19 protein-coding genes and 2 riboswitches are annotated in these 19209 nt (G+C 37.9%); of the genes, 16 read left to right on the top strand and 3 right to left on the bottom strand.

Annotated elements, in window-relative coordinates; all coding sequences use genetic code 11:
* Window positions 1–145: 145 nt before the first annotated feature.
* From F4694_RS14180 to F4694_RS14155, 6 genes are all read left to right on the top strand, one after another.
* Window positions 146–928, top strand: coding sequence for a transporter substrate-binding domain-containing protein (locus tag F4694_RS14180; protein ID WP_179599081.1), 783 nt, complete (start codon window positions 146–148; stop codon window positions 926–928).
* A 29-nt stretch (window positions 929–957) separates the two neighbouring features.
* On the top strand, window positions 958–1623 hold the full coding sequence (locus tag F4694_RS14175; RefSeq protein WP_179598926.1) for an amino acid ABC transporter permease: 666 nt from the start codon (window positions 958–960) through the stop codon (window positions 1621–1623).
* A 27-nt stretch (window positions 1624–1650) separates the two neighbouring features.
* Window positions 1651–2379 carry an amino acid ABC transporter ATP-binding protein gene (locus tag F4694_RS14170; protein ID WP_179599079.1) on the top strand — a complete coding sequence of 243 codons (729 nt, stop codon included), beginning with the start codon at window positions 1651–1653 and terminating at the stop codon, window positions 2377–2379.
* A gap of 507 nt (window positions 2380–2886) precedes the next feature.
* Window positions 2887–3068: riboswitch (Lysine riboswitch) on the top strand.
* Window positions 3069–3175: 107 nt separating this feature from the next.
* Entirely contained in the window at window positions 3176–4012 is an 837-nt protein-coding gene (locus F4694_RS14165) for a transporter substrate-binding domain-containing protein (RefSeq protein WP_179598924.1), read from the top strand.
* Window positions 4013–4075: 63 nt separating this feature from the next.
* Entirely contained in the window at window positions 4076–4804 is a 729-nt protein-coding gene (locus F4694_RS14160; protein ID WP_179598922.1) for an amino acid ABC transporter permease, read from the top strand.
* Window positions 4805–4824: 20 nt separating this feature from the next.
* On the top strand, window positions 4825–5559 hold the full coding sequence (locus F4694_RS14155) for an amino acid ABC transporter ATP-binding protein (RefSeq protein WP_218895652.1): 735 nt from the start codon (window positions 4825–4827) through the stop codon (window positions 5557–5559).
* An 80-nt stretch (window positions 5560–5639) separates the two neighbouring features.
* On the opposite strand, the gene F4694_RS14150 is transcribed toward F4694_RS14155, so the two are convergent.
* Window positions 5640–6839, bottom strand: coding sequence for a phosphoglycerate dehydrogenase (locus F4694_RS14150; protein ID WP_179598920.1), 1200 nt, complete (start codon window positions 6837–6839; stop codon window positions 5640–5642).
* A 59-nt stretch (window positions 6840–6898) separates the two neighbouring features.
* Window positions 6899–6977: riboswitch (ZMP/ZTP riboswitch) on the bottom strand.
* A gap of 169 nt (window positions 6978–7146) precedes the next feature.
* Between F4694_RS14150 and hprK the strand changes: the two genes are divergently transcribed.
* The 6 genes from hprK (at window position 7147) to F4694_RS14120 (ending at window position 13238) form a co-directional block, all read left to right on the top strand.
* On the top strand, window positions 7147–8082 hold the full coding sequence (gene hprK / locus F4694_RS14145) for an HPr(Ser) kinase/phosphatase (protein WP_179598918.1): 936 nt from the start codon (window positions 7147–7149) through the stop codon (window positions 8080–8082).
* A gap of 189 nt (window positions 8083–8271) precedes the next feature.
* Window positions 8272–9099 (top strand): TIM barrel protein, encoded by an 828-nt coding sequence (locus F4694_RS14140; protein WP_179598916.1) that lies wholly within the window; start codon window positions 8272–8274, stop codon window positions 9097–9099.
* Between the two features lie 16 nt (window positions 9100–9115).
* A complete protein-coding gene (locus tag F4694_RS14135; RefSeq protein ID WP_179598914.1) occupies window positions 9116–10453 on the top strand; it encodes an amino acid permease in 1338 nt (445 codons plus the stop codon).
* A 135-nt stretch (window positions 10454–10588) separates the two neighbouring features.
* Window positions 10589–11602 carry an SIS domain-containing protein gene (locus F4694_RS14130; protein ID WP_179598912.1) on the top strand — a complete coding sequence of 338 codons (1014 nt, stop codon included), beginning with the start codon at window positions 10589–10591 and terminating at the stop codon, window positions 11600–11602.
* A 57-nt stretch (window positions 11603–11659) separates the two neighbouring features.
* Window positions 11660–12442 carry a fructoselysine 6-kinase gene (frlD, locus tag F4694_RS14125; protein WP_179598910.1) on the top strand — a complete coding sequence of 261 codons (783 nt, stop codon included), beginning with the start codon at window positions 11660–11662 and terminating at the stop codon, window positions 12440–12442.
* 67 nt (window positions 12443–12509) lie between these two features.
* Window positions 12510–13238: a GntR family transcriptional regulator gene (locus F4694_RS14120; RefSeq protein ID WP_179598908.1), complete on the top strand. Its 729-nt coding sequence runs from the start codon at window positions 12510–12512 to the stop codon at window positions 13236–13238.
* 98 nt (window positions 13239–13336) lie between these two features.
* Here F4694_RS14120 and F4694_RS14115 read toward each other — a convergent pair whose 3' ends face one another.
* On the bottom strand, window positions 13337–15001 hold the full coding sequence (locus F4694_RS14115; protein ID WP_179598906.1) for a peptide ABC transporter substrate-binding protein: 1665 nt from the start codon (window positions 14999–15001) through the stop codon (window positions 13337–13339).
* Between the two features lie 304 nt (window positions 15002–15305).
* On the opposite strand from F4694_RS14115, the gene F4694_RS14110 reads away from it, so the two are divergent.
* The 3 genes from F4694_RS14110 to phaC all read left to right on the top strand — a co-directional run bounded on the left by F4694_RS14110 (window position 15306) and on the right by phaC (window position 17682).
* Window positions 15306–15710 (top strand): polyhydroxyalkanoic acid synthase subunit PhaR, encoded by a 405-nt coding sequence (locus F4694_RS14110; RefSeq protein WP_179598904.1) that lies wholly within the window; start codon window positions 15306–15308, stop codon window positions 15708–15710.
* 68 nt (window positions 15711–15778) lie between these two features.
* Window positions 15779–16522, top strand: coding sequence for a 3-oxoacyl-ACP reductase (locus F4694_RS14105; protein ID WP_179598902.1), 744 nt, complete (start codon window positions 15779–15781; stop codon window positions 16520–16522).
* Between the two features lie 80 nt (window positions 16523–16602).
* Entirely contained in the window at window positions 16603–17682 is a 1080-nt protein-coding gene (gene phaC, locus F4694_RS14100) for a class III poly(R)-hydroxyalkanoic acid synthase subunit PhaC (RefSeq protein ID WP_179598900.1), read from the top strand.
* A gap of 183 nt (window positions 17683–17865) precedes the next feature.
* Here phaC and F4694_RS14095 read toward each other — a convergent pair whose 3' ends face one another.
* Window positions 17866–18858 carry a peptidoglycan recognition protein family protein gene (locus F4694_RS14095; RefSeq protein ID WP_179598898.1) on the bottom strand — a complete coding sequence of 331 codons (993 nt, stop codon included), beginning with the start codon at window positions 18856–18858 and terminating at the stop codon, window positions 17866–17868.
* A gap of 162 nt (window positions 18859–19020) precedes the next feature.
* Between F4694_RS14095 and F4694_RS14090 the strand changes: the two genes are divergently transcribed.
* The gene (locus F4694_RS14090; RefSeq protein WP_179598896.1) at window positions 19021–19161 is read left to right on the top strand and encodes a YrzI family small protein; all 141 of its coding nucleotides are present in this window, start codon (window positions 19021–19023) and stop codon (window positions 19159–19161) included.
* Window positions 19162–19209: the final 48 nt, after the last annotated feature.

The raw sequence follows: 19209 nt of genomic DNA, 5'->3' as shown, positions 1-19209 counted from the left end.
GCCTTTTACTATGTCAGGCACCTTTAATGGTGACTGACACTTTTTTGTTTAATTGACGAATAAAAGGGTATTTACTTTCATAAGTAAGTTACTTAGCTAGGGTTATTGTAAAGATAAATGAGAGGGAAAGGGAATGATAGCCAACATGTGGTTGAATAGAAAGTTAATATTGGTTTTCAGTTTTATCGTCGTTTGCTTTTTATCAGCTTGTGCCGAGAAGGAGAAGCTTGCTGACGGATCTAAACTAATACATAATAATCAATTTGTTTTTGCTGCTTCCGGTGAGTTTAAACCTTTTAGTTATATCAATGATGATCTCACCATGTCGGGCTTTGATATTGAGGTTGGAGAAGCCATTGCAAAAGAAATGGGCCTTGAGCCGGTTCAAAAGCGAATAAAATTCAAGGGGATTGTAGAAGGGGTCAAAACAGGCCGTGCGGATGCTGCTGTTGCCAGCCACACGATCAATCCGCAGCGGAGCAAACATGTTTCCTTCACTACCCCCTACTATTATTCTGGACCGCAAATTTTCACCAGACCGGATAGCCAAATTAAGACTGTCAAAGATTTGGCGGGAAAAGAAGTAGCTGTGGCAAAAGGTTCGACTTATGCCGATACAGCTTCCAAGTATACAGAAAAAGTAAAAACATATGACAGTGATATTACAGCTTTAAAAGCGTTAAGCGGCGGGCGTCATGATGCGGTAATCACGGATTTTGTAACCGGGAAAAGTGCCGCAAAGGAAGGGTTTAAGATAAAAGGACAGCAGTTAATTAACCGCAGTGAACAAGCGATTGTGCTGCCTCAGGATAACCCAAAACTATTGAAGCGAGTAAACGAATCGCTGGAAAAACTCCGGGAAAATGGGACACTGACTCGGATTAGTATCAAATATTTTGGTGAGGACATTACCAATAAACCAGAATAAATCAATACCATAGAAGGGAAGTAGCTATATTGCCAAGTTTTTCGCATTTTTTCCACATACTAACGGATACAAAAGGTGTATTCATAAAAGCCATGCTTTTAACATTAGAGCTGACGGCTGTTTCTATCATAATCGGAATCGCCATCGGACTTTTCTTTGCTTTATTAAAAATCTCTAAAATAAAAATATTAGAACTCATTTCAGATACATATGTCTATTTGGTCCGAGGAACACCACTGATTGTTCAAATATTTATCCTCTACTTCGGGATTAGCGGGATTTTCCTCCTTCCTGATTTCTGGGCCGCTTCACTTGCCCTGGCGTTACATAATGGAGCCTATATTTCCGAAATCCTGCGAGGAGCAATTCAGGCAGTCGACAAAGGTCAGATGGAGGCAGGACGCTCTTTGGGAATGACGAAAGCACTGGCATTAAGAAGAATTATTCTTCCGCAGGCATTCCGCCGGGCGCTGCCGCCTTTAGGAAACCAATTTATCATAAGTTTAAAAGATTCTTCGTTAGCCGCCTTTATCTCCATGAATGAGCTGTTCAATGTGGCGACAACACTAGGGTCCAATAATTTTGACGAAATGACGTATTTACTCATTGTAGCAGTCTACTATTTATTGCTAGTAGCACTGATGACATTTGTAGTGAATCGATTTGAATTGAAATTGGCAGTAAGCGACAGATAGGAGGCGAAGACATTGGAAACAAAGGAAATGATTAAAATAAATCAATTGAATAAATCATTTGGAGACTTACATGTATTAAAAGATATCAATATGACAGTTTTAGAGAGCGATGTCGTTTGTTTAATAGGAGCGAGCGGTTCAGGGAAAAGTACCCTTCTTCGCTGTTTGAATTTTTTAGAAAAAAAGGATAACGGCGAAATTATAATTGAAGGAAATGAAGTCGATCCAGGTACTGATAACCTCAATAAGATTAGGGAAAGGGTAGGAATGGTGTTTCAACATTTCAACTTATTTCCACACAAAACCGTTTTAGAAAATATTATCGAGGCACCTATCATGGTAAAGGGCGTTAACAAAGAGGAGGCTATCTTCAAAGCAAAACAATTACTGAAAAAAGTAGGCTTAGAGGATAAGTCAGATGTGTATCCTAGTAAACTTTCGGGCGGGCAGAAACAACGGGTAGCGATTGCTAGAGCACTTGCGATGGAACCAGACATTATGCTTTTTGATGAGCCAACATCGGCACTCGATCCAGAACTTGTGGGAGAGGTTTTAACAACCATGAAGGAATTGGCTGAAGAAGGAATGACAATGGTTGTGGTCACCCATGAAATGGGATTTGCTAGAGAAGTAGCGGATTGGATTGTGTATATGCATGATGGGAAAATTATCGAGCGCGGCAATCCTGAGCAATTTTTCAATCATCCGAAAGAGGAGCGGACTCAGGAGTTTTTAAAGACGACAATGCTGAAATAAACATGCAAATACAATTAATGAATAGATTTCAAATCAACAGCACCCTCAAAATTAATGAAAGGGTGCTGTTTTGTAATTATAATTCACTTTTAATTTAAAAAAACGGGCCTCGTATTGTTCCGGTTAGTTTAGACTTTACGAGGCTTTCTGTTTTTAGCTTGTTTACGACTTCGCATATTTCGTCATCAACCTCATGACACCTAATCAGAATTTCCTCTTCTAAATCTTTGTTAATTTCTTCTATAGAGATTTTCATATCATCACCCAAGAAAATTCAAAATTATACTTTTCTCAATTTTTTACCAAAATAAACCTATTTATAAAATCACCAGTGTTCAATAATTTTTTTCATTAAGTGTTAACACTTGGAGGCTCACTTGTCCATGGTTTAGAGTAAAATACAAAAATTATTTTAATAGAATGAATTGGCAGCAAATACATGTTGACGAGTTTCGACAAAATGCTGTAGTATAAAAGAATAATTTAATAAGACCTCACTTTTTTTGTCAGTGAGGTAGAGGCGCGATATTTAACAGTCTTTAGTGGAGTTTGAGAAGCAATGATGCTAAGGAGAAGGAAATGTCGCCGAAGTTTGTAATATTCTCTGTATTACATGCTGGGTCTGTAGTTAAGAGCTGCAGGACTGTCTCAATAAACTCTCCGGTTTATTGAGTTGTGCTATCTCATTTGGGATAAAAGAGGGGACTTAAGGTAACTATGCATATCGCGGCCTGAGTTTATCTCAGGCCGTTTTTTGTTTTAGTAAAATAGTTAAAAAAACAGGGGGAGAGACATCATGAAAAATAAGTTTACGATTGTTATAGTTATGTTGGTTTCAGCGATTCTTCTATTAGCAGGTTGTGGAACAAGTAAAAGTTCTGGTTCTGGATCATCAGAGGATAATACCTTTAAGGTAGGTCTTGAAGCTGGATACGCTCCTTTTAACTGGACTCAAAACGATGATTCCAACGGTGGAGTTAAGATTAATGGCTCTGCAGAATATGCAGGCGGATATGATGTAGAAATTGCTAAAAAAGTGGCAGAAGGTTTAGGAAAAGAATTAGTGATTGTTAAAACAGAGTGGGATGGCCTTGTACCAGCTTTAACATCAGGTAAAATTGACGCTATCATCGCGGGTATGTCACCAACAGCGGAACGTAAAAAGACAATCGATTTTTCGGATAACTATTATACATCCAATTTAGTGATGGTTGTGAAAAAAGGAAGCAAGTATGAAGGTGCTACATCTATCCAGGATTTCAAAGGAGCAAAAATTACAGCTCAGTTAAATACATTCCACTATTCCGTGATTGATCAAATTGAAGGGGTAGATAAGAAAACGGCGATGGATAACTTCCCAGCAATGAGAGTAGCGCTTGAATCAGGAATGATTGATGGGTACGTTTCAGAGCGTCCGGAAGGTGTTAGTGCATCTGCAGCAAATGATAACTATGTAATGGTTGAATTTGAAGATGGTTTTAAAACATCACCAGATGATACAGCAATCGCTGTCGGTCTTAAAAAGGGCAGTGACTTAACAGATAAAATCAATGAAATTTTATCAGGTATATCGGAAGAAGAACGTACAAGCATTATGGATAACGCTATTAAAAATCAACCAGCAGCAAAATAATTTCAAAGAAGCCGGCTGTATTAAATGGTACAGTCGGTTTTATATAGTAAAGGAGGATAAAAGATGAGTCTTGAGTGGGTCATTACAATCATATCTGAAAACTGGCCTATGTTCCTTCGTGGTGCTGGGTTAACACTTTTGATTGCTCTGATTGGTACAGTTTTGGGAGCAATAATTGGATTATTAGCAGGGGTAATTCGTACAATTCCAGTACCTGAACGTGGAGCGAAAAAAGTATTTTTAAAAGTAATTAACGCGATTCTTTCTATCTATATTGAATTCTTCCGTGGAACACCAATGATTGTACAAGCGATGGTTATTTATTATGGTTCTGCGTTAGCATTTGGCATCGATATGAATGTTTTTGTCGCAGCTATTATTGTTGTATCGATTAATACGGGAGCCTATATGGCAGAAATTGTTCGCGGCGGGATTGTTTCGATTGATAAAGGACAGTTCGAAGCAGCGCATGCGATTGGAATGACTCATGTTCAAACGATGTGGAATGTGGTGTTACCACAAGTTGTTCGTAATATTCTACCGGCTACAGGAAATCAATTTGTTATTAATATTAAGGATACTTCCGTTCTGAATGTTATTTCTGTCACGGAATTATATTTTGTTACAAAGTCGATTTCAGGTAATAACTTTAGATATTTTGAATCATTTTTCGTGGCATGTATGATTTACTTTGTGATGACTTTTATAGTTACAAGAATATTGCTATACATTGAAAAAAAATTAGATGGCTCTGATAACTACACGATGATTGAAAATGACATTCAAAAATAATGGGAGAAGGAGGAGAGAATATGGAAAAGATTATTGATATTCAACACTTAAACAAATCCTTTGGAACACATGAAGTATTGAAAGACATTAATTTTTCAGTGAATAAAGGAGAAGTAGTTTCCATTATCGGTTCCTCAGGATCTGGTAAATCAACTCTTCTTCGTTGTATTAATCTTTTAGAAAAACCAAGCGGCGGGCAAATTATCTATCATGGAGAAAATATTCTAGATGATAAACATGATGTAGCCGACTACCGGAAACATTTAGGTATGGTATTCCAACAATTTAACTTATTTAACAACCACAATGTTCTTAACAACTGTGTAGTAGGACAAGTAAAGGTGCTGAAACGCACCAAGGAAGAAGCGGAAAAGGTAGCGTTGAAATACCTAAAGGTTGTTGGTATGGACAAATATATTAACGCGAAGCCGAAGCAGCTTTCCGGCGGTCAAAAGCAACGCGTGGCGATTGCAAGAGCACTTTCCATGGAACCAGATGTAATGCTATTTGATGAACCCACATCTGCACTTGACCCTGAAATGGTTGGAGAGGTTCTAAAAGTCATGAAGGAACTGGCTGAATCAGGTCTTACGATGTTGATTGTAACGCATGAAATGGAATTTGCAAAAGAAGTATCCGATCGAGCTGTATTTATGGACAAGGGAGTTATTGCAGAAGAAGGAAGCCCAGAGCAAATATTTAATAATCCAACACAAGAGCGGACAAGGGAATTTCTCAAGCGTACTTTAAAATAATAGCATGGTTAAGGTGAAAAAATGGAGCCAGGTTGAAACTTGGCTCCATTTCTATAGATATTTATTTGCCTCTTTTATGTTTAAATAATACGGGCGGTTACCATACCGGAAATTTGTTTGATTTTTTCCTCTAATGCCGGAATAACATCGCCATTAACTTTATTATCAATGTCAATCATCGTATACGCGTATTCCCCTCGGCTTCTGTTAACCATATCTGCAATGTTTAAATGGTAACTAGATATAGCGGAGGTAATCTGCCCAACCATATTTGGAACATTGTGGTGAAATGCGACTACTCTTTGCTTTCCTGTATAAGGAAGGTAAGTATTTGGGAAATTCACTGAGTTTTTAATGTTTCCTGTTTCTAAAAATTCCTTTACCTGACGGGCGGCCATAATCGCACAGTTTTCTTCGGATTCTTGTGTGGAAGCACCTAAGTGCGGAATTGGAACTGTATTTTTCATTTTGAGTATGTTTTCATTCGGGAAATCTGTAATATACCTGCCAACTTTCCCAAATTCAAGAGCTGCTGCCATGTCTACTTCATTCACAAGCTCCCCACGTGAGAAGTTTAAAATATGAACTCCCGGCTTCATTATGCTAAAGGTTGCTTCGTTAAACATTCCTTTTGTATCCTCAGTTAATGGTACGTGCACAGTAATAAAATCAGATTCTGAGAACAATTGTTCAATTGTCATAGCACGCTGTACATTGCGGGACAAATTCCAAGCCGTATCGACTGAGATAAACGGGTCAAACCCGATAACATCCATATCTAAATCAAGCGCATCATTCGCTACAAGCGCACCAATTGCTCCTAAACCAATAACACCTAACGTTTTTCCTTTAATTTCTTTTCCGACAAACTGCTTTTTTCCTGCTTCCACTAGCTTTGGAATCTGATCACCTTCGTCTTCCAAGGCCTTAGCCCAGGCAACACCAGCAAAAAGGTTGCGGGATGAAGAAATTAATGAGGTTAGTACCATTTCTTTTACAGCGTTGGCATTTGCACCAGGCGTATTAAATACAACGATTCCTTGCTCTGTACATCTATCTACAGGAATGTTATTCACACCTGCTCCTGCTCTTGCGATTGCTAATAAATTATCGCCGATTTCTTCTGAGTGCATATTAAAGCTGCGAACAAGGATGGCATCGGGATTTTCACTGCCGTTGTCAATTTGAAAATTGCCCTTATTGAATACCTTTAGTCCACTTTCTGCGATATTATTAAGTGTTTTGATTGTTTTTACCTTTTCTAAAGTGATAGTACTCATGATTTTCCTCCTAAATTTTTTGCTTTAATAAACAGAAAGAGGTAAGGGATAATATCCCTTACCTCTGCCCAGGCGAACGGCTGCGACACCATGTGCTCCCTCGCGGTTATCCGCGTTTCGCCAGTTACACATGGTCTTTTTTATTATTTTTATCTTATCATACTTCTCTACAGTTTAAAAGATGGTCTTTTAATCTCTTTTTTTAAAAAAATTCTATTCCCAATAGGATAAACCCCAAAATGGATGACGTTTCCAAAAATCTTAAGTATAATCGTATAATAAAAGGCTAATAGGACGTGAGTATAGGTTGAAAAAGGTAACAATAGAAAGCTTGGTTCAAAAGTATTCATTGAAAGTATTGGCTGGAGAAAACCACCTGCAGAAGATCATTACGCAGCCACGGGTGCATCGTCCGGGATTGGAATTTGTAGGTCATTTTGATTTTTTTCCAACAGAACAAGTTCAAATTTTAGGAAAAAAGGAGATTACCTATTTACATAAGTTAAGCAGAGAGGAACGTAAAATCCGAATCGGAAACATTGTTCACTACCATCCCCCATGTTTTATCGTAACCGCTGGCGAAGAAGGACTTACCTATTTAATTCACCATTGTACAGAGCAAGGTATCCCCTTGTTAGTAACAAAACAGCCAGAGACAACATCAGAGTTTATCACTAAATTGGATGCATTTTTGATAAAGGAATTAGCACCAGAAATATCTGTTCATGGAGTTTGTATGAATGTATCAGGTATTGGTATCTTACTTCGTGGAAATTCAGGGGTAGGAAAAAGTGAGACTGCCCACACATTAATTCGCCGCGGACACCGGCTAGTATCCGATGATATTGTTGTTCTAAAGAAACTTAGTACGCAAACCATTCTTGGTACCCATGATGGGAAAACAAAGGAGTTTTTGGCACTCCGTAGTATTGGATTGCTAAATGTCGTCCGTTTATATGGTCGTAAGGCCTTTCAGGATGAAACACGGATTTCCCTTGATATTCATTTGACGAAGTGGGAAAAGGATGCCTTGTATAATGATTTAGAACAAGAATATCATTATACAGACTATATGGGAGTTAAAATTCCTTCAATGGAAATCCAACTTCAGCCTGGACGTGATGTGGCTGGGTTAATTGAGGCAGCAGCAAACAACTGGTACTTAAAGCAGCAGGGTTACAGCGCAGTAGAAGAATTTATGAGCCGGGTTGAGGCTGATATAATGAAACCGGATAGGGATTAACCTTTAAGATTCGTTTAAATAAAATAATGAAAGACGCTCCCCATTGGAGCGTCTTTTTTGCTTATCAAAGAATCTGTAAAAAAGTTTTTAAAATATTTTAAAATAAGAGATTGTAATTTATATAATAACTGATTATAATACAAGACATAACAAATAAAAAAGCGTTTTCATAAAAGGGAGGTGAAATAAATGAAAATGGCAGGAATGAATATTACGTTCAAGCATTTTCCCTTTCACTATTTTTTAGAAAGCATGGAGCGTTTGGGAATCAATAGTATTGAATTATGGGCCGGCGAGCCGCATTTGTATGTTTATCGAAACATCCTAGGAAATATAAAAAATCTCAAAAGAGAAATCAAAGCGAGAAATATGAATATTGTCTGCTATACTCCAGAGCAATGCATTTATCCTTATAATATCGCTGCCGCTGACTCTGATTGGCGAAAGAAGAGTATGGATTACTTCCTAGAAAATCTATACGCTGCCCTTGAGCTTGAGACCCAGATGATGCTAATTACTTCTGGAATAGGGGACTTTTCCGTACCTCAAGAAGAATCATGGAAGTTTGCTAGCGACTCCATCTATCAACTATCAAAATTGGCTGAAAGGGAAGGGATTATCCTCGCTTTAGAACCATTAACGAAATTTGAATCAAATTTAATCACCGATTTGAATGGGATAAACAGAATGAGAGATGAAATTAAATCACCATCATTAAAAGGAATGATCGATACAGTGGCCTTGCAATTAGCTGGTGAAACACCTGATGATTATTTCGCCGCACTCCCGGAAGTTTGCCATTTTCACCTGATAGACGGGGATGGAGAATCAGATGCTCATTTGGGACTGGATGATGGGGTTTTAAATTGGAGGGATTACCTAAGAAGTCTTCAAAACCATGGTTATAAAGGGACGTGTACCCTTGAAATAATGGGATATCAATACTATCAAGATCCACAAGATGCAATCATGAAATCTTTTAAGAAGGTAAAGGAATTAGGAATCTTATCATCTTGATTTGGAGGAACTCTTTATGAGTAATGGGACACTTACACGAAAACTTGGCTTTTGGGCTGCTCTCGCCATTGCTGTTGGAACGACGGTTGGATCGGGGATATTTGTATCCTCTGGTGATGTAGCAAAAGCTGCTGGTACACCTACCATTTCTATTCTTGCCTGGATTATTGGAGGAGTCATTGCTATTCCTCAGGTCATGGTGCTGGCGGAATTATCGACGGCCTACCCTCAAAACGGAAGCGGCTATGTTTACTTAAATAAGGCAGGGTGGAGACCACTGGGCTTTCTGTATGGATGGGCTACGTTCTGGGCTTTAGATCCGCCGTCCATTGCTATTATGGCTTTGGCGATTGTTTCTTACATAGCATCCTTTCTGCCATTTTTCAATGGGATATCTGGAAAATTACTTGCCATTGCTATCATTCTCATTATTACTTCCATTCACTATCGAAGTGTAAAAGAAGGCGGACTATTCCAAGTAATCATTACAGCTGTAAAAATCATTCCATTTTTAATCGTCATCGGATTAGGGCTGATGTATATGAACCCGGGGAACTTTTCCTATGTACCTGCATCGGGGGAGGTGAAAACAAGCTTAATAGGCGGTGTTTCTGCCACTACTTGGGCATACACGGGAATGGCAGCGATTTGCTTTATGGCTGGGGAATTCAAAAATCCAGGCAAGGTCCTGCCGCGGGCGCTTATTAGCTCTGTATTAATTGTATTGGCCTTATATACCTTACTTGCTGTTTGTATTATTGGTCTAATGCCTTTTGAAAAATTAATCAACTCTAGCGCTGCGGTTTCTGACGCTGTCAAGTATATCCCGGGACTGTCTGATGTTGCCTCCTCATTTGTAGCTGTTACAGCGATTATTGTTATATTGGGATCGTTGAGCTCTTGCATTATGTTCCAGCCTCGTCTGGAATACGCGATGGCAAAGGATGGGCTATTCTTCCAGCGCTTTGCGAAGGTTCATCCGAAATATGAAACACCAAGTTTTTCAATTATTGTTCAGGTTACGTATGCCTGTATTCTTGTGATGTTTAGCAATTTAACGGCATTGCTGGGATATTTCACGCTGATTCAATTGCTCATCAATATCATGGACTTTGCAGCTGTTTATAAATGCCGTAAACGAGATGATTACAATCCAGTTTATCGAATGCCGATGTGGAGATTAACCACCATCCTAGCTATTCTTGGTGCGTCTTGGTTGGCTTGGGGAACGTTTACTTGGGCCCCTATCGAAGGAATGATCGCTGCATTTATAGTAATTGCGACAGGTCTGCCTGTGTATTACTACTGGGAAAAAAAATATGGTTCGAAAAACAAAAGTAATCTAGTTGCATAATCAGTATGAAACTAGGAAGTTGGTACATTTTTTACTAACTTCCTACTATTCTAAAGTAGTTGTTTTATATTTCAGCATAATACTAGATATAACAAATATAAAAATTTGATTCGTAGTTAGGGGAGGAAAACGTTAATGTTAAAATATGATGAAGAATTATTTCTAAGACTTGTCGAAAAAGAGGGCCTTGCTTTTCGAGGGCAAATTGAGGATATCGTAGATGGAATATCGAATAGAGGCTACAGCAATATTTTTCTTATTGGTGCTGGCGGTACCATTGCGATGATGTATCCTTATGAATATATACTAAAATCCAATTCTACTATTAATGTTCATGCAGTAATTGCCGCTGAATTCATGGTTATGAATCACCGGCAGTTTAGTAAAGATTCCGTTTGCATCTTTACATCCGTATCAGGAACGACACAGGAAACCGTTGCCGCTGCTGAGTTTTGTAAAGAAAGAGGAGCGACAACCATTGCTTTAGTAGCTGAGCCAAATACTCCGTTAACGAAAATTGTTGACCACTGTATCACAACAGGATCTGAAACACATTCCTTTGATACGTTCTTTATGCTTCTATATATGTTTTCATTCCGTTTTATGTATAACAACAATGAGTTCCCACAATATGAGCAGTTTACAAAAGAGGTTGCGTTATTACCGCGCGCTATTTTAAATGCTGTAAATTCTTTCGATAAAACCGCAGAGGAATTTGCTATTAAACATAAGGACACGGATTACCACATGATGGTTGGTTCCGGTAATTTATGGGGCAACACTTACTCTTATGCAATGTGTATTTTAGAGGAGATGCAATGGATTCACGCAAGGTCGATACATGCAGCAGAATTTTTCCATGGAACACTAGAATTGGTCGTTGAAGATACTAGTGTAATTTTACTTAAAGGTGAAGATGAAACAAGACCATTAATGGACCGTGTAGAGCGTTTTGCTGAAAAGATTACAAAACAGTTAACAGTGATCGATACAAAGGATTTTGAGATGGAAGGGATCAGTGAAGAGTTCAGAAAACACTTTTCTGTGAGCATTAACTGGTCTGTCCTTAGTCGCATCAGTGTTTATCTTGAACGTGAAAGAAATCATCCATTAACGCTAAGAAGATATTATCGACAAATGGAGTATTAAAAAGAACTTGAGCACTACTTAGTGGTGCTCATTCCTTTCAAAAAAGGGGGGGAAAAGATGAGGATTGTGACAGTCGGCGATAATTGTATGGATGTCTACCAAGCAAGCGGGAAGGCATATCCTGGTGGAAATCCTGTTAATGTGGCTGTTTATTTAAAAGATTTAGGTGCAGATTCCTGTTACATCGGCTGGGTTGGCTGTGATTCTTATGGCCAATTAATGAAAGAAGAAATCCTAAAAAAGGGTGTTGATATTTCTCATCTTACGAAGAAGGATGGAAAAACGGCTGTTACCCATGTCGAATTGGTCAATAATGATCGTGTTTTTGGAGATTATGATGAAGGTGTTATGGCGGATTTCACCTTAACACAGGAGGAACTTAACTTTATTGGAACGCATCAGCTAGTACATGCTGGAGTTTGGGGGCATGTAGAAGGGTATTATTCTCATTTTAAAGAAATGGGATTACAGACATCCTTTGATTTTTCTAACCAATTAGATCATAGACTTGTCAAAACCTTGCCTCAGTTTGTGGATTATTCATTCTTTTCCTATACGCAGGATGATCCTTTTATCCGCCAATTTCTAAAGGATGTAAAGAATAATGGATCAAAAATTACTATAGCGACTTTAGGTGAGAATGGATCACTTGCTTATGACGGTGAACAATTCTATAAATGCGGTGTAGTAGCAGTAGATGTGGTCGATACAATGGGAGCAGGAGATTCTTTTATATCTGGTTTTATTTATGGAAAATTGAAAGGTCTTCCTACTATCAAATGTTTAGATTTGGGAGCAGCAACAGCGGCGAAGACGATTCAATACTTTGGTGCTTGGTGACTGTGGGGATCAATCAATGTATAATGAATAGTATAATTGTCAATTGACGGATAAGGATGGATTTAGTATGAGTTTAAATCCTTCAACCCCACAGCCATTATACATGCAAGTCAGGCAAATGTTGAAGACTGATATTCAAAATGGAAAATACAAACCAGATGAGCAGATTCCAACTGAAGCAGAACTTTGTGAAATCTATAACGTAAGCCGTATTACGATACGTAAGGCAATTGAGGAACTGGTAAAGGAAGGCGCACTGACAAGAATTCCCCGTAGAGGCACCTTTGTTACATCAAAGAAGTTCCATAATGAATTACTATCTGTAAGCGGGTTCTCAGAATTTAGCCATCAGTTGGGCATGATACCTAATTCCCGGATTTTAAGAAGCGAGGTTATTCCTGCACCTGAAGATGTTGCGAAGCATCTATTAATTGATGAAGGAAGTCCTGTTCTGGTACTTGAACGGCTTATGTATGTAAATGACCGTCCCTTATTCTACGATATAGCCCATTATTCATTGATACGGTTTCCAGATTTAGAAAAGAAAATCGCCACCGATGAATCAACTTATAAAGTCCTTTCGGAAGTTTACCATACAGATATAGTTAGTAATGATAAGATTATTGATGTTATTGGTGCAACAAATGACTATGCGAAATTACTAGAATGTGATCTCGGAGCCAATCTGTTTAGAATCTTAAAAATTGCATTCAATGCTAATGACGAACCTGTTCATCTCTCTACTTTTATGTGTGAGACAAGTAAAGTCAATTTGACCGTTCATCGAGCGAGATAAGCTGATTAAACGACCGTTTAAAAAAATTTATTAAACAATAAAAAAAGCGGGAGAAATACCAATTGGCATTTCTCCCGCTTTTTTTATTTCGTGGAAATTTACTCTTCTCCTACATCTGCCCATTTGTATTCGTAAGTTGCCCCAAATGGGTTCACGAACACACCTTGAACTCTTGGAGAAATCAATTGTGCTCTAGAAGATTGATAAACCGGGGCAATTGCTCCGTCTTCAAAAAGCACCTTTTCAGCTTCTAAGAAGTTGTTATAACGAGCCACATTATCTGTCGCAAGTTTTGATGCTGTATCAAAAACTAATTGGTCATAAACTGGGCTTGAATATCCTGTCCAGTTGTTTCCGCTATCTGTCGTCCATAGGTTCATGAAAGTAAACGGATCTAGGAAGTCAGGACCCCATCTAGAAAGTTGAAGCTCATATTGCATATTTGAATCTAAATCTAGACGCTGTTCTTTGGGAACTTGTTTAATATTAATCTTTAATCCTTCTAAATTCGTTGAAAGTTGGTTTGCAACATATTCAACTAATAATTTAGTTGTTTTATCATCATCTGCCAGGAACTCAAGTTCAACACTATCAGTACCTAACTCTTCTAGTCCTTTTGCCCAGAATTCTTTTGCTGCTTCAAGGTCATACTTCACAAGATCACCGCTAACTTTACGGAAATCCTCACCAGTTTCAGGCATTGGTGTAAAGTCTTTTGGAACCAAGCCATTTGCAACGATTGAGCCGTTGTTTAAAATTTCATTTACTAAACCTTCTTTGTCAAAGGCTCTGCTAAGTGCTAGACGGATATTCTTATTTGCTAAAGCATCCGACGTTGTTTGGTTAAATTTAAGGAAGTATACAAAAGTATCAGCTGAAACCAAATAATCGTCATTAGTAGAATATTGGTCAACCAGGTCGGATGTTAAATCCATACGGTCAACTGTACCTTCTTCGTATAAATCTAAAGCCGTTTGTGGATCTTTTACGACTTTAAATGTAAGTTTATCCATTTTTACCGTATTTGCATCCCAATAATCCTTATTCTTCACAAGTTCCCAAGTGTCGCTTGTGCTAGACCAATTGGCAATGGTATAAGGACCGTTTGCTAATAAGTTTTCTGTGCTAGTAGCGAAACTATCTCCCTTTTCTTCGACAAACTTTTTATTTAATGGCAGGAATGTTCCAAATGTCGTTAATGTTTCAAAGTATGGAGTGGGGTTTTCTAATTGAACGACTAGAGTATAATCGCCTTCTGCTTTTACTCCTAGTTCTTCTACTGCTAGTTCGCCTTTGCTTATTGCAGTTGCATTTTTAATTACGCCATTCATCATATAAGGACCATATTCGGATGCGGTATCTGGGTTAACAGCACGCTGCCATGAATACACGAAATCATGAGCTGTTACAGGGTCTCCATTTGACCATTTAGCGTCTTCTCTTAATGTAAAGGTCCAAGTCAGACCATCATCACTTACTTTATGCTCGGTAGCAATCCCCGGAGTTGGTTGTGTTTTTTCATCTAAACGGTATAAACCTTCCATTGTTGCAGCTAAGTAGATAAAGGAAGACTCATCTGTAGCTAACGATGGATCCATGGAAGGAATCGCTTCTGGGTTTAAAAAGTTAAGTACTTTTTGGCCCGTTGCCTCCTCTTTTGTATCTGTACCTGCTGTTTCTTTTGACTCATCGCCGGAACATGCTGCTAGTACACTCAGCAACAAACCAAATGTTAACAGCAATAACCAATGTTTGACCTTCATTCGTTTACCCCCTAATTAGAATTTAATTCTGAATATTATCTATCTACTGAAAATTGAGACTCTAAAATTGATTATACTCATTAACTTGTTTACTTGTAAAGTTTTTGGGTAATTTTTCAAGTTGTTTTTAATTTCTCTATATCTATCAAGTTCGTTTTTTTCTACCTCTTGCAGTTGCAAATAAATAGGAATTTTGTCAAAAAAAGCAGAAAAGTATTTTGATAATTTTCAATTTTTAATCTTTAATTATTCCCATATAGTTAGTATGATGAATACGTCTAAGAAGAATAAGGAGGAAAAAAACATGAATCAAGGCTTTAACATTTATGACATGTGGAAGGATTATTATTCACAAACGAGTAAATTGTTTGATGAAAAAGTCGGCAAGGAATTCCCGTCTGAAGGGATGGGACAAATTTTGGAGATGAATCTCCAATTTAAAAAGATGATTGATGAATCAACATTAAAGTACTTGGAGTTTATGAATGTACCATCACGTAATGACATTGCTAACCTTTCATCATTGATTGTGAATGTAGATGCAAAGGTGGATGATTTAGAAGAAAGATTAGAAGAGAAGTTAGATCAGAACAAGAACCAGGAATCCTTTAGTAGGGAATTGTCGAATTTAAAAAAGGATATGAAGAGTTTAGATAATAAATTGAATCAAATTCTTACATTGTTAAAATCTCAAGAAGTAACAAAATAGAAAAAAGCATCACCTGTTTCCATGAAAATCAGATAACTATAAAAAGTTAAATAGAGAGGGTGGACAAAATGGCAAGTTTAAAGGATAAAGTAGCAATCGTAACAGGAGGAAGCAGAGGAATCGGTGCAGCCATTGCATTGGAACTGGCTAAAAATGGCGCAAAGGTTGTCATCAATTATAATATCCGTAAAGAACTAGCGGATAAAGTTGTCGCTGAAATAAATGAATTTGGCGGAGATGCCTACGCAGTTCAAGCGGATGTTTCTGAAAGTAATGAAGCAACATACCTTGTACATGAAACAATCAAGCATTATGGCAGATTAGATATCCTAGTTAATAATGCAGGGATTACAAGAGACAGCACATTTAAAAAGTTGAACGAAGAAGATTGGAGAAAAGTAATCGATGTTAACTTGAACAGTGTTTATAACAATACATCTGCAGCTTTACCTTATCTTCTTGAATCAGATGCAGGGCGTATCATCAACATTTCATCTATTATAGGACAAGCTGGAGGATTCGGCCAAACGAACTATGCTGCAGCAAAAGCTGGTCTAATTGGATACACTAAATCTCTCGCTCTTGAACTAGCAAAAAGTAATGTAACCGTTAATGCGATTTGCCCAGGATTTATCGGAACCGAAATGGTCCAAGCCATTCCTGAAAAAGTGCTTGCAGGAATTGTCGAAAAAGTACCTCAAAAGCGTTTAGGCAAACCAGAGGAAATTGCTCGTGGTGTTGTTTTCCTATGTAAAGATGGTGACTATATTACTGGACAGCAGTTAAATATTAACGGCGGACTTTACATGTAACTGTCATGAAGGTTTGGATTTATTAATAAATTGATAGAGTAAATAAATCATGTAAGGAGTGAACCGTCATTAGTGTACTGATGCCAACAGATTGGAATGAGTTGATCGAATTTACACCGCAGCAATATAAAGAGATGTTTCAACGTGCAGTAAGGGCAAGTCAAGTGCTGACAACCGATGCCGAGCCCGAGGTAGGACCTACTCCAAAAGAGCTCGTTTGGACAAGAAATAAAACAAAGCTCTATCGGTATATTTCAGAAGGTCCAACAAAACACAAGATTCCTCTTCTTTTGGTTTATGCCCTCATTAATAAACCATATGTATTAGATTTAACAAAGGGCGGCAGTTTAGTAGAATATTTGGTTAATCGCGGGTTTGATGTCTACCTTCTTGACTGGGGTGAACCAGGTTACGAAGATCGAAATATGAAATTAGATGATTACATTATGGACTATATACCGCGTGCAGTTCGTAAGGTACTGAGAAAATCAAATGTTGACGAAGTTTCAATCCTTGGTTATTGCATGGGAGGGACAATGACGTCTATATTTGCAGCGCTGCATCCAGAATTGCCAATCCGCAATCTTATCTTTATGACAAGCCCTTTTGATTTTGAAAAGACTGGTTCGTATGGGGCTATGTTAGATGAGCGCTATTTTAATATTGATAAAGTAGTAGATACCTTAGGTGTTATTCCACCTGAAATGATTGACTTTGGGAACAAAATGATCAATCCGGTGGCTACGAACTATGGACCTTTTATTAGTCTTTATGAACGTGCCGATAATGAGAATTTTATAAAGAGCTTTAAACTACTGCAAAAGTGGTTAAACGACGGTATACAATTCCCTGGTGAAGCATATCGTCAGTGGATTAGAGACTTTTATCAAAATAACAAATTGATAAAAGGAGAAATGGTTATTCGCGGTAAGAAGGTCAACCTTGAAAATATTAAGGCGAATGTACTCAATTTAGCGGGTAAAAACGACCTTATTGCTCAACCCCATCAAGTTGAAGCATTGATGAATGCCATTTCCAGTGAAGATAAAGAATATAAATGTTTGCCTGTTGGGCATACATCGATTACATTTGGCAGTCAAGCTGTAAAAATAACCTATCCAACTATTGCCGACTGGCTGGAGGAACGATCCAACGAATAGTCTGGTAAATAAAGCAGTGTCCCGTGATGGTGTTGGGGCACTGTTTTTTGTATTTCATATAATAAGGAAAACAAAGTAGAGACAGTGGTAAAATTTATTATATTAAATATTCAGAAAGCAGACAAGAGTAATAAACAAAAATGGTTAAATTTTTCTAAAAGTAAAACTCTCTCGGTTTCATTATTACTCGGTTTCTAAAATCTCCTCCATCTTATCTGTTATAAGCGGATAAAAATGGGTTTTAGCACTAGTCGTAGAATTACCACCGAAAAACCCAGTACCTGGACAAGATTTAACATTATAACTTGCTGTTGCATCTAATACTCGTTCTTTTGTTTTCATATGCCACCAATGATGGTACGTAATACTGTCAATCGATGGTGTTAACCCAAACTTAATACAGAGCAATGCATTGATATAAATGATTGTTTCCTGTTGTTCCTTTGTCATTACATCATGCCCGCTATCAAAGTTTCCGACATGTTCAATAGCAATCCCCACAGAATTTGCTTTTGGGCCGATTGTTCCCTCGGGAATGATGTTCAGCGGTCTGGAGACTGCTACTTTTCCATCTGGAAAGGTAGTAATATTTTGGGCAATGTTCTTCCAGCCCATTGTTTTCTTATGATGATTTTCCATCCCCATCAACATTTGAAAATGGTTAGAACCGGTAAAGTGTTTATAGGAAGGCAGCCAAGTATGGTGCTGTTGGATTAATTGGATATCTCGATTAACATGAGTGTTAAATAACCATTCCTTAAATTCCTCTTTCGTCATTAGGATATGCTGTCCCTGCATGGTCAGTTTTTTAGGAGTTACCTTTAATATCTGACCAGCATAAAGCTGCTCTGAGGAAAGCCCATTTACTGCTTTGATTGTCTCGACTGAGGCATGAAAAGTGGAAGAGATATCTACTAATGTATCCCCTGCTCTCACTTCATACATAATCGGAACCCATAACTTCTGCCCTGCAATTAATACATCCGATTGCAAGCCATTGGTAACTTTTAATTCTTCTATTGAAATATTGTATTTATCCGCAATCGCAGGCAGGCTGTCCCCCGCTCTTACCACATAAATATTACTGGGTCTAATCTCAGCTGTGTGGCCCGGAGGTATTGTTAAGAAAAACAAACTGAAGATAATGCCAAAAATAAGTAAAAATTTCTCTCTCATCTTTATAACCCCTTCATGACTTTTATGTATAGTTTGCAGAACGGCAATGAGATTATGCTAAATTATTATTCAATTCCTCCAACACTTTGCGTCAATTAACCGTTATCTAGATGAGAACGTAATATAACGATTAAAAAATCATTGTAGAAGGAGGAAGAGACAATGGCCTTAACGATCTTCTTTTTCACAATCATCATAAATAAACGGGAGGTCTCTCTTGAAGAGGCGATTCACAGAGAGGAAGTTGAGAAACGTATGCAGGAAGGTATCAATCGGTATCTTCGTACTATGGGCAGGTATTAAGATGAAGTTTTAGATAAAATGAAAAGAGACCGTAAATTTTCACGGTCT

The organism is Neobacillus driksii (assembly GCF_013409995.1).
Classification (GTDB): Bacteria; Bacillota; Bacilli; order Bacillales; family Cytobacillaceae; genus Neobacillus; species Neobacillus driksii.
The sequence above is the reverse complement of the archived record's forward strand: the minus strand, read 5'-3'. Positions and strand labels throughout refer to the sequence as shown.